Origin of the sequence: Microbacterium lacticum, from assembly GCF_006716815.1 — a bacterium.
GTDB classification, from domain to species: Bacteria; Actinomycetota; Actinomycetes; order Actinomycetales; family Microbacteriaceae; genus Microbacterium; species Microbacterium lacticum.
In genome coordinates this window covers 175439-190209 of the sequence record NZ_VFPS01000004.1, presented here as the reverse complement: position 1 = coordinate 190209, position 14771 = coordinate 175439, and the positions used below count along the sequence as shown (strand labels likewise).

Below are 14771 nucleotides of genomic sequence, written 5' to 3'. Positions count from 1 at the left end.
TCGTCGATCGCGGCGTTCAGCACGCCGAGGATCGTCATGCGCGCTTCCTTGGCCTGCGTGAGCGCGGCGGTCAGCACCGACGACGGGATGCCGTCGAGCTTCGTGTCGAGCTGGATCGCCGTGACGAACTCGCTCGTGCCCGCGACCTTGAAGTCCATGTCGCCGAGGGCGTCTTCGGCGCCGAGGATGTCGGTCAGCGCCGCGTAGCGGGTCTGGCCGTCGACCTGGTCGGAGACGAGGCCCATCGCGATGCCGGCGACGGGGGCGCGCAGCGGCACACCCGCGTTCAGCAGCGACAGGGTCGACGCGCAGACCGAGCCCATCGAGGTCGAGCCGTTGGAGCCGAGGGCCTCGGAGACCTGACGGATCGCGTACGGGAACTCCTCGCGGCTGGGCAGCACCGGCACGAGGGCGCGCTCGGCGAGGAAGCCGTGCCCGATCTCGCGACGCTTCGGCGATCCGACGCGACCGGTCTCACCGGTCGAGTACGGCGGGAAGTTGTAGTGGTGCATGTAGCGCTTGTGCGTGACGGGCGACAGCGAGTCGATCTGCTGCTCCATCTTGAGCATGTTCAGCGTCGTGACACCCAGGATCTGGGTCTCGCCGCGCTGGAAGATCGCCGAGCCGTGCACCCGCGGGATCACCTGGACCTCGGCATCCAGCGGGCGGATGTCCGCCAGGCCGCGGCCGTCGATGCGCACACCCTCGCTGAGGATGCGGCCGCGCACGATCGTCTTGGTGACCGACTTGTACGCCCCGCTGAACTCGGCGAGCGCCGACGCGGGCAGCTCGCCCGCCTCGACGGCGGCGACCAGCTGCGCCTTGACGTCGTCCTTGATGGCGTCGTCGGCGTTCTGGCGCTCGATCTTGTCGGCGATCTGGTACACCGGCACGAGGCGGTCGTAGGCGCGCCCCGCGACGAAGTCGTAGGTCTCCTGCGTGTACGCGGGGAAGACCGGGTAGGGCTGGATCTCCTTGGCGGCGGTGTTCGCCACGACGTTCTGCGCCGCGACGAGCTCCTTGATGAAGGGCTTGGATGCCTCCAGGCCCTGTGCCACGACTTCTTCGGAGGGCTTGGTGGCGCCACCCTTGATGAGGTTCCAGCTGTTCTCGGTGGCCTCGGCCTCGACCATCATGATCGCGACGTCGCCGTCTTCGAGGACGCGACCGGCGACCATGAGGTCGAACACGGCCTCCTCGACCTGCGCGGCGTTGGGGAACGCGACCCACTGGTCGGCGTGCTCGCCGTGGCCGGGGATGAGCGCGAGGCGGACGCCCGCGATCGGACCGGAGAACGGCAGACCCGAGATCTGCGTCGACAGGGATGCCGCGTTGATCGCGAGCGCGTCGTAGAACTCGCCCGGCGCGATCGAGAGCACCGTGACGACGATCTGCACCTCGTTGCGGAGGCCGTCGACGAACGACGGGCGCAGCGGGCGGTCGATGAGGCGGCACACGAGGATCGCCTCGGTGGAGGGGCGGCCCTCGCGACGGAAGAACGAGCCGGGGATCTTGCCCGCGGCGTACGAGCGCTCTTCGACGTCGACCGTCAGCGGGAAGAAGTCGAAGCCCTCGCGGGGGTGCTTGCCGGCGGAGGTCGCCGACAGGATCATCGTCTCCTCGTCGAGGTAGGCGGCGACGGCGCCCTGCGCCTGCTGGGCGAGGCGGCCGGTCTCGAAGCGGATGGTGCGGGTGCCGAAGCGGCCGTTGTCGAGAACGGCTTCAGCGGCGGTGATTTCTGGACCTTCCAAGAGGTCTCTCCTTCTTTGTTTAGACTCGCACGCGCGTTTCGCGCACGAGATCGTGCGAAGGAGCAGGAACAGGCAGATCCAGACGCGCGACTTCGCCGCGGAACCGTCAGCACTGGCCACCAGTAGAAAGCCACCGTTCGAGACGGGAACCCACCACAGGGGACCAGCTTCCTGCCGGCCTGCTCCAGGGTCTTCGACGAGAGCGTCGAGAACCCCGCTCAAGCCTACCAGGCACCTTTCTCCCGTGCGTATTGCGACGCCCGGACGTATCGTGGGCACATGAGCACTGACGACACCGCCGCGTCCGCGGCGTCCGACGACCTGAAGCGCAAGTTCAAGGAGGCGCTCGACAAGAAGAACGCCCAGCACCGCAGCGGCGAGGCCCACCTCGACGGGGACTCCGCGGTCCACGGCACCCACGCCGCGGTGACCAAGCGCGAGTTCCGCCGCAAGAGCGGCTGAACTCGGCGAAACGAGGACGGCCCGGCGATCATCTCGATCGCCGGGCCGTCCTCGTGTGTGTCGGAGCTCAGATCGTCTCCCCCACCGCGTGGCGCCGCGCCCGCTCCTGCTTCTGCGAAGCCTCTTCCAGGGCGGCCTGGCCGAGACCCTGCGTTCCCACCGCATCCGTCGCCGTCGACATTCCGTCGTGATGGTCGCCGGAGAGCGTCGCCTCGTCGAACGGCGCGTTGCCCGACAGCACGGCGAGCGCCCGCTCGCGATCGAACTGCTTCGTCCAGGTGCCGATGAGCACCGTCGCCACCGCGTTTCCGGTGAAGTTCGTCAGGGCGCGCCCCTCCGACATGAACCGGTCGATTCCGACGATCACTCCGACACCGTTGACCAGGTCGGGGCGGTATGCCTGGAGGCCCGCCGCCAGGGTGGCAAGCCCGGCGCCGGTGACACCGGCCGCACCCTTGCTGGCGATGATCATGAAGACCAGCAGACCGATCTGCTCGGGGATCGACATGGGGGCACCCATGCCTGCCGCGATGAACAGCGAGGCCATGGTGAGGTAAATCGCCGTGCCGTCGAGGTTGAACGAGTACCCCGTCGGCACGGTGATGCCCACGACCGGCTTGGACACGCCGATGTGCTCCATCTTGGCGATCAGACGTGGCAGCGCCGATTCGCTCGATGAAGTGCCGACGATGAGCAGGTACTCGCGAGCGAGGTACTTCATGAGGCTGAAGATGTTGATGCGCGCCACGACCCACAGCAGCGTGCCGAGCACCCCGACGATGAAGACGATGCAGGTGATGTAGAAGGCGACCATCAGGATGCTGAGGCTCACGATCGCCGCGACGCCGGTCTTGCCGACGACGGCGGCGATCGCACCGAACGCGCCGATCGGGGCGAGCCAGAGGATCATCCCGAGAATCCGGAAGACGAGCGTCTGCAGTTGCTTGACGGCGAACATGATCGGCTCACCCTTGGTGCCCATTCCCTGCAACGCGAAACCGACGAGGAGAGCGATGAACAGCACCTGCAACACGCTCTCTCCGGTGAAAGCGGAGAAGAATGTGGTCGGGATGATGCCGAGCACGAACTCAGTGGTGGTCTTGGCCTCGCCCAGCGACTGCGTGTCGTAGGTGGCCGACTGCATGTTCAGACCCTCGCCCGGGTGGATGATGTTGCCGACCACCAGCCCGATCGCCAGGGCGAAGGTGGACATCAGCATGAAGTAGCCGAGGGCGAGGCCGCCGATCTTGCCGACGGTGGCCGCCTTGGCGATCGACCCCACCCCCACGACGATGGTGCAGAAGATGATGGGGGCGATCATCATCTTGATGAGGCTGACGAATCCTTTGCCCAGTGGCTCGAGCCCGACGGCGAACTCGGGCCAGATGAGACCCACCGTCGCCCCCAGCACCACGGCGAGGATCACCGAAACGTACAGCCAGGTGTGCTTGTCCCAGGACTGCTTGCCGCGGCGCCAGTTGTAGCCGGGGAGTCGGAAGGAGTTCGTGAGGGCCATGAGTGCCTCCGTGAGGTGAACGGTCGTTGTTCCTTCGGCACCTCCGTCGGCGCCGACGCGTCCTAGGTTGCGCCTGCTCCCCGTGGGGAGCGATTTGTGGTCGTATTGGTCGCAGACCGATGAGGAGGATCGCGATGGGGCGAGCGCGGCGACGCAGTGCGGCGTCACTGGTGTTCGTCACGCTGGTGGTGACCATGGCCGTGGTGGCCCTCCTCACCTCCGGACTTCTGCTCCTCGAAGGGCAGCGGGCAGGGCGGGCCGAGGCCGAGCGGGTGACCCAGGCGGTGGCGCAGACGCTCGCCCACGCCCCCGACGTGCGTGCCGCGCTCACCGGCGACGGTGCGGCGGCCGCACGACTGCAGGAACGGGCGGAGGAAGTGATGACACAGGCGCGGGTCGACTTCGTCACCGTCATGGATGCCGAGGGCATCCGCCTCACACACCGCAATCCCGAGGAGATCGGCCGGCTCTACATCGGCACCATTCCCGACCGACCGACAGTGCTCACCGAGCAGTTCACCGGCACCCTCGGCCCCTCGCTGCGCACGATCGTGCCGGTGCTCTCGGACGGGACCGTGGTGGGGTGGGTCTCGGTCGGAGTCACCGTCGACACCGTGGCCGCCGCCCTCCTGCCACGCCTGCTGGCGGCGGTGGGCATCGGAGCAGCCCTGGTCGGTGCGGGTGTGGTGGGAGCCCTCCTGGCGCGCCGCCTGACGCGCCGGGTGGCCGGCGACCTCCCCGCGGGGGCGATCCGCGACACCCTCGCCTCCGCGGAATCGATGCGCACCCTCGGGGAGGCCCTGCGCGCACAGACCCACGAGCACGGCAACCGCCTCCACACCGCGGTCGCATTGCTCGAACTCGGCCGCACCGACGAGGCGATCGAGATGCTCAGCACCTCGGCGCGGCAGAGCCAGTCACTGGTCGATCGCGTCGCCGCCCGCTCGGAGGGGGACGCGACGGTGGGAGCTCTGCTCCTGGGCAAGACCTCGCAGGCGGCCGAGCGCGGCATCGAGCTGATCGTGGACGTCGCGGCGGATGCGCCACGGTCGCTGTTGAGCCCGATCGACCAGGTGGCGCTGGTGGGCAACCTGCTCGACAACGCGGTAGACGCCGCCGCGGCAGGTGCGGAGCCTCGGTGGGTGAGGGTGCGGCTGGAGCGGACCTCCGGCGACGAGCTGCTGATCGAGGTCGCCGACAGCGGGCGAGGCATCGCCGACGACCTGCGCGAACGGATCTTCCAACGCGGGTTCTCCACCAAACCGACGGGCGCCGAGGGGCGCGGGGTCGGTCTCGCCCTGGCCCGGTCGGTGGTGGAGGAGCTCAGGGGGTCCCTGGTCCTCCTCGACGGCACGCCGACGACGTTCCGCGTCGTCCTCCCCACGGAGGCCTCATGATCCGCGTCCTTCTCGTCGACGATGACGCTCTCACCCTGGAGCTGCACCGCACCTACGTGGGCAGGATGGACGGCTTCGAGGTCGTGGCGGAGTGTTCGGGCGCGCGGGCAGCGATCTCCGCCGTCCTTGACGGACCTGCGGTCGATCTCGTGCTGCTGGACATGACGATGCCCGATGGCACCGGCCTCGACGTGCTGCGCCACATCCGCGCGCGAGGGAGCTCCGTGGACGTGATCGCCGTCACTGGTGTGCGCGATGCCGAAGCGGTGCGTCAGACGGTAGGACTGGGCGTCGTGCAATACCTCGTCAAGCCGGTGACCTTCGCCGCCTTCGGCGAACGCCTCGCACAATATCGCGACTACCATCGCCGCGCACGCGACACAGCGGGACCCTCCACGCAGGAAGAGATCGACGCGCTGCTCTCCGCGTCGCGAGCGACCGGATCCATCCGAGTACCCAAAGGACTGTCTCCGGACACGCTCGATCGCGTGACCGAGGCGGTGCGCGCGGGCGGTGCGCTCTCGGCCAGCGAAGCGGCTGCGGCGCTGGGTATGTCGCGGGTGGCCGCGCGCCGCTACCTCGAACACCTCGCGAGTTCGGGACGTGTGGAGCGTGCGGCTCGCTACCGCGGCCAGGGCCGGCCGGAGACCGAGTACCGCTGGCGGTGAGCGGCGAGCTCGCCCCTGCCCGACACGGCCTCTCCGTGCTCGACAATAGGGAGGTGAGTGCACCCCGAATCGCCATGCCCGCCCGACTGTCCGATGCCGAGGGGGCCGATGCCCGTGTCGGGCTCGCCAACGCGATCTTCGACGACGTCGCGGCGCTCGTGCGAGCCGAAGAGCTGGATGTCGTGGTCGTCCGCTCGGTCGACCTCGCGGGCTTCGACGGCGTCGTGCTCCCCGGCGGGGGCGACCTCGATCCGGCCCGGTACGGGGGCGACACCGCGGCATCCGTCTACGACGTCAACGCCGAGCAGGACGACCTCGATCTCGGCATCGCCCGCGCCGCCGCGGAGGCGGGGATCCCGATCCTCGGGGTCTGCCGCGGGCTGCAGGTGCTCAACGTCGCGTTCGGCGGCACGCTCGTCGAAGACCTCCCCGAATCCGCCGTGCGGCACTCCCCCGGCGACGACGGCTGCGGTGACCTGGAGTGGGCGTGGCATCCGGTCGCGGTCGCCGCGGGATCCCGCCTGCGGGCCGAGGTCGACGCCGACACCGTGCCGGTCGCATCGGGGCACCATCAGGCCGTCCGCGCCCTCGGGGCAGGCCTCGTGGCGACCGCCGTCGCCGAAGACGGGGTGGTGGAGGCCGTCGAGCACGAGAGCCTGCCGATCATCGCGGTGCAGTGGCACCCCGAGGCGGAGGGGACGCCCGCGCATCTCGCGGCCGCCCCCTTCGCGGTGTTCGCCGACCTCGTGCACGCGGGGCGCCTCGCCGCGCGCTGAGGATCGCGCGGGCGGGCTACTCGCCGGCGAGGCCGCCGAGCAGGTGGCCGCCGCCCGAGGCGGCGTCACCGCCCATCAGCCGCTGGAAGCTACCGAGGTAGTTCTCCGGGTCGAACGGGTCGCCGCCGGTGGCGGGCTCCAGACGCGCGACGGCCTCGGCGAGCTCGCGCGCACCCTTGTCGACGCGCGCGCTCAGCGGGGCGACCTGATCCGCCGCCGAGCCCCAGTCGCTCGACGCGGCGAACACGCCCGTCGACACGGCATCCGCGTGCAGGTAGGCGAACAGCGGCCGGATCGCGTAGTCGATCGCGAGCGAGTGCCGGGCGGTGCCCGCGTTCGCCCCGATCAGCACCGGCATGCCGGTGAGCGCGTCGGGGTCGAGCACGTCGATGAACGACTTGAACAGCCCCGAGTAGCTCGTCGAGAAGATCGGCGTCACGACGATCAGCGCATCGGCCGAGACGACCGTGTTGATCGCCGATTCGAGCGGCGCCGGGGCGAACCCGGTGAGCAGGTTGTTCGTGATGTCGTGCGCGAGGTCGCGCAGTTCGATCGTGTCGACGGATGCCTCGATGCCGAGCCCCGTGAGCTGTGCGACCGTCGCGGCCGCGAGCCGGTCGGCGAGCATCCGCGTCGACGAGGGGTTCGACAGCCCCGCCGAGACGACGGCGATGCGGCGGCTCTGCGCCCCGGCGGTCATCGCGCACCGCCCGTGGCGGCCGTGCCGAACGCGGCACCGGCGGGAGCTGGCACGTCCTGGTAGGGCGAGGGGCCGGACAGGTTGTCGCCGCGGTTCGCCCGCGGAGTGGCCTGGCGGCTCGGTCCGTCGCCGTACGTCGCCTTCACGAGCGCGGCGTGCGTCGGGGCATCCGGCACGTTCGCCGGGCGGTTCTGCGCGAGCTCACGGCGGAGCACGGGCACGACCTCACCGCCCAGGATGTCGAGCTGCTCGAGCACCGTCTTCAGCGGAAGCCCCGCGTGGTCCATAAGGAAGAGCTGCCGCTGGTAGTCGCCGTAGAGGTCGCGCATGCCGGCGTAGCGGTCGATGACCTGCTGCGGCGAGCCGACGGTCAGAGGCGTCATCTCGCTGAAGTCCTCGAGCGACGGGCCGTGGCCGTACACCGGGGCGTTGTCGAAGTACGGGCGGAACCGGTTCACGGCATCCTGCGAGTTCTTCGCCATGAACGCCTGGCCGCCGAGGCCGACGATCGCCGTCTCGGGGGCGCCGTGGCCGTAGTGCTCCCAGCGCTGGCGGTACAGGCCGATGAGGCGCTGGTAGTGCTCGGCGGGCCAGAAGATGTTGTTCGCGAAGAAGCCGTCGCCGTAGTAGGCGGCCTGCTCGGCGATCTCGGGCGTGCGGATCGATCCGTGCCACACGAACGGCGCCACGCCGTCGAGGGGCCGCGGGGTCGCGGTGAAGCCCTGCAGCGGGGTGCGGAACTTGCCCTCCCAGTCGACGACGTCTTCGCGCCACAGTTTGTGCAGCAGGGCGTAGTTCTCGATCGCGAGGGGCAGCCCCTGGCGGATGTCCTTGCCGAACCACGGGTAGACCGGGCCGGTGTTGCCGCGTCCCATCATGAGGTCCATGCGCCCGCCGGAGAGGTGCTGCAGCATGGCGTAGTCCTCGGCGATCTTCACCGGGTCATTCGTCGTGATGAGCGTCGTCGAGGTCGACAGGATGATCCGCTCGGTCTGCGCGGCGATGTAGGCGAGGGTCGTCGTCGGCGAGGACGACCAGAACGGCGGGTTGTGGTGCTCGCCGACAGCGAAGACGTCGAGACCGACCTCTTCGGCGTGCTTGGCGATCGTGACGGAGGCCTGGATGCGCTCCGCCTCGCTCGGGGTGTGCCCCGAGATCGGGTCCTGGGTGATGTCGCTGACCGTCATGATGCCGAACTGCATCTGTTGCGGGCCCGCGGGGGTGTTCTCGCTCACGATGATCCTGACTCTCCGGATGCCTCGGCATCCAATACATGCACATGAATGTATCTGGTGCAACGCAGGCCTGTCCACGATATTCCCGGGCCGTCCCGCGCGAGAACGGACGGGTGGATGCCGAGGCGTCCCCACCCGTCCATTCTCCTCGGTCAGTGCCGGCGGCGCATCCCCGATGCGGCGACCGCACCGGCCCCAGCGAGGAGCGCGAACACCCCGGCGGCGAGGAGCAGCGGAGTCGCCGACGCGTCGCCGCCGGTGACGGCCAGCTGCGCGGCGGGTGCCTCGACGGCCGCCGCCTCGGCCGCGGCCGCGACGACGACCGGCGCTGCGGGGGCGGCGACCGGAGCGGCCGGTGCGGGCTGCTCCTCGGTCGGCACCGGCCCGAAGATCGGCGCGCCGCCGACCTTGCCGAACGCGAAGACGAACGTGTACTCGTGGGTGACCCGCAGGAACGGCGATCCCCCGCCGTCGAGGACCCGGACGACCGAGGACGCCGTCGAGGCCGTGTGGTCGAACGACTCGAGCTCGAGGTGCCGCCCGCCCGGGCCGAGCTCGGCGAGGTTCGCGCCGCCCCAGACGCCCGAGGCGGGGTCGCCCACGCCCCAGCCCTCGCACAGGCAGCCTGGCGAGGTGGAGTCGTTGCCGGTCGGCAGATACTCCAGCCCCGCGTCGCCGGGGCCCGCGGCGGACCCGGTGCCGTCGCGCGTGTTCAGCTCGCCGGTCGGATTGACCGCCAGCAGGACCGTGCCGTTGTCGATGCAGACGGCGGGCGCGCACGGGTCGCCCGGCGCCGGGAGCGCGGCGGGCGCCACGGGTGCGGCGGCCGGTGCAACGGGTGCGGCGGCCGGTGCGGGTGCGGCGTCGGCGTCGGCGTCGGCGCCGGCGAAGACGGTCACGGCGTCCTCGGCGAACGCGGCGACCGGAGCGAAGATGAGCACGGCGGCCACGGCGGTGGCGGCCAGCGGCATCCCGGGCCGCAGGTGCAGACGATGGAACATGGTGATGACCCCCCAGTTATCACGGCGAAGGTGTCTCCTTCACGGGTGAGGAGGCGAGGCGCGGCGTCGGCGATACATGCGCGTGCGCGCGGATAGGGTGGCCTGCGATGAGCGATCGCAACGGCCCGCGCACCGGGAGCGCCCCGACGGTGAGAAGACGCGTGCCGCTGTAGGACAACGCCCGGTTCGCGTGCATCGTGCTGGTCGTCCTCGGCCATGCGGTGCAGCGGCTGACCTACGACAGCGACGTCGCGCTGGGGCTGTACCTTCTCGTCTACGCGTTCCACATGCCGGCGTTCGCGATCATCTCCGGGTACTTCTCGAAGTCCGACTCGCCCAGTCGCCGCCAGATGGCGCGGGTGATCACCGACATCGTCGTGCCCTACGTCATCTTCGAGACGGTGTGGACGCTCGTGAAATGGCTCGTCGAGGGCCAGGCGAACCCGAACCTCACCCGCCCGTCGTGGACGCTGTGGTTCCTGCTCGCGCTCGCGATCTTCCGACTCGTGCTGCCGTATCTCGCGCTGCTGCGCTACCCGCTGGTGTGGACGGTGCTCATCTCGGTCACCGCGGGGTACTGGGGCAACATCGACTCGACGCTGTCGCTGTCGCGCACCCTCGGGCTGCTGCCGTTCTTCACGCTCGGCTGGTAGCTCGCGCACCACGACATCGTCGCCCGGCTCGACCTGCTGCGCCGGCGCCGCTGGTGGGTGCGCGCGCTCGCCGTGCTGACCTTCGCGGTCGGCGGCTTCATCGCGTGGTTCTATGTCGACACCTGGCGCGCCGTGAACCTCCGCGAGTGGCTCTTCTACGACGCGAGCTACGACGAGCTCGGCGGTCCGTGGTGGTCGGGCGCCGTGCGTCTCGCTCTCATGGCGATCGCGATCGTGCTCTCGGTCGCGTTCTTCGCGCTCATCCCCCGCGGCACGTACTGGTGGACCCACTTCGGCCAGTACACGATGTACGTGTACCTGCTGCACTCGTTCGTGCTCTACCCCTTCCGCGAGACCGACATCCTGCGCAACGCCGAGCCCACCTGGCTGTGGCTGCCGGCGGTGATCGTCCTGTCGGTCGTCATCGCGCTCGTGCTCGCGATGAAGCCCGTGCGCGCCGTCTTCCGCCCGCTCGTCGAACCCCGCCCGGCCTGGCTGTTCGCCGACCCGGCGCTCGCCGCGCGCGAGGGCCGGCGATCCGACCCGACCGGATCGAAGCGCCCACGCACCTGATCGAGGGCCGGGCGAGTAATCCGGCGAAACACAGGAGCCGGATGCCCGGGCATCCGCTTAGCCTCGTCGCATGAGCGAGTTGAACCTGCCTGTCCTCGACCTGTCGCTGCTCGACCAGGGGCCCGACGCCGCGGCATCCTTCCGCGAACAGCTGCGCGCGGCGACGCACGACGTCGGGTTCTTCTACCTGACCGGCACGGGCGTCACGCCCGAGCTCGAGGCGCGCCTGCACCGCACGGCGCGGGAGTTCTTCGAGCTCGACGAGGCCGACAAACTCGCGATCGAGAACGTGAACAGTCCCCAGTTCCGCGGATACACGCGCGTCGGCGGCGAGCGCACGCAGGGCGAGATCGACTGGCGCGAGCAGATCGACATCGGGCCCGAGCGCGACGCGGTGACGGATGCCGAGGCGCCCGACTTCGCCCGGCTGATCGGACCGAACCTGTGGCCGGCGGCGCAGCCGGAGCTGCGCGACGTCGCGACCGAATGGCAGGAGCACCTCGCGGGCGTCGCCCGCAAGCTCCTGGGTGCGTGGGCGCTCGCGCTCGGCGCGCCCGAGACGTACTTCGACGAGCACTTCGGCGAGCCGGCGACGCTGCTGAAGATCGTCCGCTACCCCGGATCGCGCGAGGCGGAGCCCGTCCAGGGCGTCGGTGCGCACAAGGACTCGGGCGTGCTGACGCTGCTCTGGGTCGAGCCCGGCAAGGGCGGCCTGCAGGTGCAGCGGGGCGGCGAATGGGTGGATGCCCCGTCGGTGCCGGGCGCCTTCGTCGTCAACATCGGCGAGATGCTCGAGTATGCGACCGGCGGCTACCTCATCGCGACGAACCATCGCGTCGTCTCGCCGCGCTACCCGGATGACCGCATCTCGGTGCCGTACTTCTTCAACCCGGCGCTCGATGCCCGGCTGCCGCTGATCGAGCTGCCCCCCGAGCTCGCCGCGCAGGCCCGCGGCGTGACGCAGGACCCGACGAACCCAATCCACGCCCTCTACGGCGAGAACGCCCTGAAGTCGCGCCTGCGCGCCCACCCCGACGTGGCCGAGCGCTGGCACGCCGACCTCGTCGCCGCCCGCGCCTAGGCATCCGAGGACGACGAGAGCCGCCCCACACCGTGGGGCGGCTCTCCAAGAATGTTTCGCGCGATTGAACGCTAGACGCTGATGCTCAGCGACGCAGGCCCAGACGCTCGATGAGCGACCGGTAGCGGTTGATGTCGATGTCCTGGAGGTAACCCAGGAGGCGACGACGCTGACCGACCAGGAGGAACAGACCACGACGCGAGTGGTGGTCGTGCTTGTGCTCCTTGAGGTGCTCGGTGAGGTCCTTGATGCGCTGCGTCAGCATCGCGACCTGCACCTCGGGGGATCCGGTGTCACCGGGGTGCGTCGCGTACTCTTCGATGATCGCCTTCTTGACGTCTGCTTCCAGTGCCATAGGTGATCCCCTCTCTCCTTGTTGCGCGGCGCCCGACGCCTGATGCGTGGGCTCTCTTTATCCGCGGCCGATCCAACGGCAACCTGAAGAGTCTACCAGCGCCGACACCACCCGCGGAACTCGTAGGCTCGATGGGTGCCGCATCCGACCCGCGACGACCCGCGCACCCGCCGGCGTGCGCTGCCGCGCCTGCGACGCGACCACTTCATCGACCTCCGCCCGTTCCGGGTGAGCCCCGCCTTCGCGCGCCTCTGGGTCGGGTCGACCCTCGCCGGGCTCGGCGGCCAGCTCACGATCGTCGCGGTCATGCTGCACGTCTACGAGCTCACCGGCGACACGTTCGCCGTGTCGATGGTCGCGGTCGTCGGGCTCGTCCCGATGATCATCGCGGGCCTGTACGGAGGGATGCTGGCGGATGCCTTCGACCGCCGCCTCGTCGCGCTGATCGCGGCATCCGTGACCTTCGTCTCCACGCTGCTGCTCGCGATCCTCGCCTGGTCGGGGCACGAGAGCGTCGGGTGGCTGTTCGCCCTGTCGGCGGCGAACTCGATCGTGGGGGCGACGAAGTCGGCGATCACGCCGCGACTGCTCCCCCGCGAGCTGCTCCCGGCCGCCGCGGCCCTGCAGGGCATCACGGTCGGGATCATGGTGATGGCGGGCCCCGCGCTCGCGGGCGTGCTCGTCGCATTCACGGGCTACGCGTGGACCTACTCGATCGACGTCGTGCTCATGACGAGCCTGTTCCTGGGCCTGTGGACCCTCCCCCGCATCCGCCCGGAGGGCGAGATCGTGCGGCCGGGCCTGGAGTCGCTGCGCGACGGGATGCGATTCCTGAAGCGCGCCCCGAACATCCGCCTGCAGTACATCCTCGACATCACGGCGATGACCTTCGGTCACCCGATCGCGCTCTTCCCCGCGATCGGCGCCGTGCTGCTCGGCGGCGGCCCGATCACGACGGGCGCCCTCACCGCCTCGATCGCGGCGGGGGCGTTCGCGTCGAGCCTCTTCTCCGGCCCGATCGGACGGTACCGCTGGCACGGCATCGGCATCCAGCGCTCGATCCAGGTGTTCGGTATGGCGACCGCCGTGTTCGGCCTCGTGCTCGCGGCCCGCGCGCTCGGCTGGTTCGCGCCGGAGCGCGTCGACGAGTCGCACGCCAACATCGCGCTGATCGTGCTGGCGATGATCACGCTCGCGGTCACCGGCGCCGCCGACAACGTCAGCGCGATCTACCGTTCCACGATGATGCAGGCCGCCGTCCCCGACACGATGCGCGGGCGCCTGCAGGGCGTGTTCATGGTCGTGGTCGCGGGCGGTCCGCGCGTCGGCGCGCTCTACGCGGGCACGCTCGCGACGCTCACCGCCCTGTGGGTTCCCTCGCTCGTCGGCGGCCTCGTCATCGTCGCGCTCGTCGGCGTGCTGGTGCGCCTGAACCCGGGCTTCCGCGCGTACGACGCGGAGCATCCGACCCCGTAGCCGCAGCAGGGCCGCAACGGAGGCCCGCGAAGACGACGGAAGCGGATGCCGCATGCGCAGCATCCGCTTCCGGGTACCGGCCCAGGGGCCGGCGGTGATCAGGCCTGCAGCGAACCCTGCAGGTCGAGCGTGATGGTCACGTCCTTGCCCACCAGGACACCGCCGGTCTCGAGCGCGGCGTTCCAGGTCAGACCGAAGTCCTCGCGGTTGATGACGGTCGTGGCGGTGGCGCCGGCCTTGTAGTTGCCCCACGGGTCCGTGCCGAAGCCGCCGAACTCCACCGTGAAGGTGACGGGCTTGGTGACGCCGTGCATCGTGAGGTCGCCGTCGACGAGGAAGTCGCCCTTCTCGTAGCGGACGCCCGTGGAGACGAAGTCGATCGTCGGGTAGGTCTCGACGTCGAAGAAGTCGGCCGAGCGCAGATGGTTGTCACGGTTCTCGTCGTTCGTCGAGATCGACGCGGCGTCGACCGACGCGGTGACGGTCGCCTCGAGCGGGTTGGCGGGAGCGGTGATCGTGGCGCTCTTCCGGCCGAACTCGCCGCGCACCTTCGAGATCATCATGTGGCGGACGCTGAACGTGACCTCGCTGTGCGAGGGGTCGAGCACCCAGGTGCCGGACTTGTAGCCGGGGACGTCGACGGTGGTGGTGGAGTCGGTCATGATTCTTCCTTCACAGAACGGGAGATGGGCTGCAGGGGGCCAACGCCCACCTGCAGACCATCTATTCCCACGAATGTAAATATTCTCCGAACGGTCAGTCGACGGCGAGCAGATCGATGATGAAGATCAGCGTCTTGCCGCCGAGGAAGTGGCCACCGGCGGGGCCGTAGGCCAGTTGCGGCGGGATGATCAGTTCGCGACGGCCGCCGACCTTCATACCGGGGATGCCGTCCTGCCAGCCCTGGATGAGGCCGCGCAGCGGGAACTGGATCGACTCGCCACGACCCCACGACGAGTCGAACTCCTCGCCGGAGTCGTACTCGACGCCGGCGTAGTGCACGGTGACGGTGTCGCCCGGCTTCGCCTCGGCGCCGTCACCGACGATGATGTCGCGGATGACCAGCTCGGAGGGAGCGGGGCCGGAGGGGGCGTCGAACTCGGGCTTGGAGCGCTCTTCAGTCATGG

14 protein-coding genes and 1 pseudogene are annotated in these 14771 nt (G+C 69.8%); 7 read left to right on the top strand and 8 right to left on the bottom strand.

Annotated elements, in window-relative coordinates; translation table 11 throughout:
• Positions 1-1751: polyribonucleotide nucleotidyltransferase (locus FHX68_RS12245; protein WP_141920257.1), on the bottom strand; the 1751-nt coding region annotated here is incomplete at its 3' end.
• Between the two features lie 279 nt (positions 1752-2030).
• Here FHX68_RS12245 and FHX68_RS12240 point away from each other — a divergent pair.
• Positions 2031-2213, top strand: coding sequence for a DUF5302 domain-containing protein (locus tag FHX68_RS12240; RefSeq protein ID WP_141379867.1), 183 nt, complete (start codon positions 2031-2033; stop codon positions 2211-2213).
• Positions 2214-2280: 67 nt separating this feature from the next.
• Here FHX68_RS12240 and FHX68_RS12235 read toward each other — a convergent pair whose 3' ends face one another.
• Positions 2281-3729 carry a cation:dicarboxylate symporter family transporter gene (locus tag FHX68_RS12235; protein ID WP_141379866.1) on the bottom strand — a complete coding sequence of 483 codons (1449 nt, stop codon included), beginning with the start codon at positions 3727-3729 and terminating at the stop codon, positions 2281-2283.
• Between the two features lie 134 nt (positions 3730-3863).
• On the opposite strand from FHX68_RS12235, the gene FHX68_RS12230 reads away from it, so the two are divergent.
• The 3 genes from FHX68_RS12230 to FHX68_RS12220 are packed head-to-tail and all read left to right on the top strand — an operon-like array spanning position 3864 to position 6570.
• Positions 3864-5126 carry a sensor histidine kinase gene (locus FHX68_RS12230; protein ID WP_141379865.1) on the top strand — a complete coding sequence of 421 codons (1263 nt, stop codon included), beginning with the start codon at positions 3864-3866 and terminating at the stop codon, positions 5124-5126.
• Positions 5123-5794: a response regulator gene (locus FHX68_RS12225; protein ID WP_141379864.1), complete on the top strand. Its 672-nt coding sequence runs from the start codon at positions 5123-5125 to the stop codon at positions 5792-5794. Before FHX68_RS12230 ends, FHX68_RS12225 begins: the two co-directional genes overlap by 4 nt.
• Before the next feature lie 53 nt (positions 5795-5847).
• Positions 5848-6570, top strand: a complete 723-nt coding sequence (locus FHX68_RS12220; RefSeq protein ID WP_141379863.1) for a gamma-glutamyl-gamma-aminobutyrate hydrolase family protein — start codon at positions 5848-5850, stop codon at positions 6568-6570.
• Between the two features lie 16 nt (positions 6571-6586).
• On the opposite strand, the gene FHX68_RS12215 is transcribed toward FHX68_RS12220, so the two are convergent.
• The 3 genes from FHX68_RS12215 to FHX68_RS15280 all read right to left on the bottom strand — a co-directional run bounded on the left by FHX68_RS12215 (position 6587) and on the right by FHX68_RS15280 (position 9506).
• Positions 6587-7270 carry an FMN reductase gene (locus tag FHX68_RS12215; protein ID WP_141379862.1) on the bottom strand — a complete coding sequence of 228 codons (684 nt, stop codon included), beginning with the start codon at positions 7268-7270 and terminating at the stop codon, positions 6587-6589.
• Positions 7267-8472 (bottom strand): LLM class flavin-dependent oxidoreductase, encoded by a 1206-nt coding sequence (locus FHX68_RS12210; protein ID WP_342353572.1) that lies wholly within the window; start codon positions 8470-8472, stop codon positions 7267-7269. Before FHX68_RS12210 ends, FHX68_RS12215 begins: the two co-directional genes overlap by 4 nt.
• Before the next feature lie 185 nt (positions 8473-8657).
• Complete coding sequence (locus FHX68_RS15280) at positions 8658-9506, bottom strand: hypothetical protein (protein ID WP_170214198.1); 849 nt, start codon at positions 9504-9506, stop codon at positions 8658-8660.
• Between the two features lie 185 nt (positions 9507-9691).
• Between FHX68_RS15280 and FHX68_RS12205 the strand changes: the two are divergent.
• Both FHX68_RS12205 and FHX68_RS12200 read left to right on the top strand, forming a co-directional pair.
• A pseudogene (locus FHX68_RS12205) lies at positions 9692-10732 on the top strand (acyltransferase family protein); the annotation flags it as partial.
• Positions 10733-10802: 70 nt separating this feature from the next.
• Positions 10803-11813 carry an isopenicillin N synthase family dioxygenase gene (locus FHX68_RS12200; RefSeq protein ID WP_141379860.1) on the top strand — a complete coding sequence of 337 codons (1011 nt, stop codon included), beginning with the start codon at positions 10803-10805 and terminating at the stop codon, positions 11811-11813.
• Positions 11814-11898: 85 nt separating this feature from the next.
• Here the strand turns inward: FHX68_RS12200 and rpsO are convergent, their stop codons facing one another.
• Positions 11899-12168, bottom strand: a complete 270-nt coding sequence (gene rpsO, locus FHX68_RS12195; protein ID WP_005048780.1) for a 30S ribosomal protein S15 — start codon at positions 12166-12168, stop codon at positions 11899-11901.
• Between the two features lie 135 nt (positions 12169-12303).
• Between rpsO and FHX68_RS12190 the strand changes: the two genes are divergently transcribed.
• Positions 12304-13644 carry an MFS transporter gene (locus FHX68_RS12190; protein WP_373288701.1) on the top strand — a complete coding sequence of 447 codons (1341 nt, stop codon included), beginning with the start codon at positions 12304-12306 and terminating at the stop codon, positions 13642-13644.
• Positions 13645-13742: 98 nt separating this feature from the next.
• On the opposite strand, the gene FHX68_RS12185 is transcribed toward FHX68_RS12190, so the two are convergent.
• Both FHX68_RS12185 and FHX68_RS12180 read right to left on the bottom strand, forming a co-directional pair.
• A complete protein-coding gene (locus FHX68_RS12185; RefSeq protein WP_141379859.1) occupies positions 13743-14306 on the bottom strand; it encodes a YceI family protein in 564 nt (187 codons plus the stop codon).
• 94 nt (positions 14307-14400) lie between these two features.
• Positions 14401-14769 carry an FKBP-type peptidyl-prolyl cis-trans isomerase gene (locus FHX68_RS12180; protein WP_141379858.1) on the bottom strand — a complete coding sequence of 123 codons (369 nt, stop codon included), beginning with the start codon at positions 14767-14769 and terminating at the stop codon, positions 14401-14403.
• Positions 14770-14771: the final 2 nt, after the last annotated feature.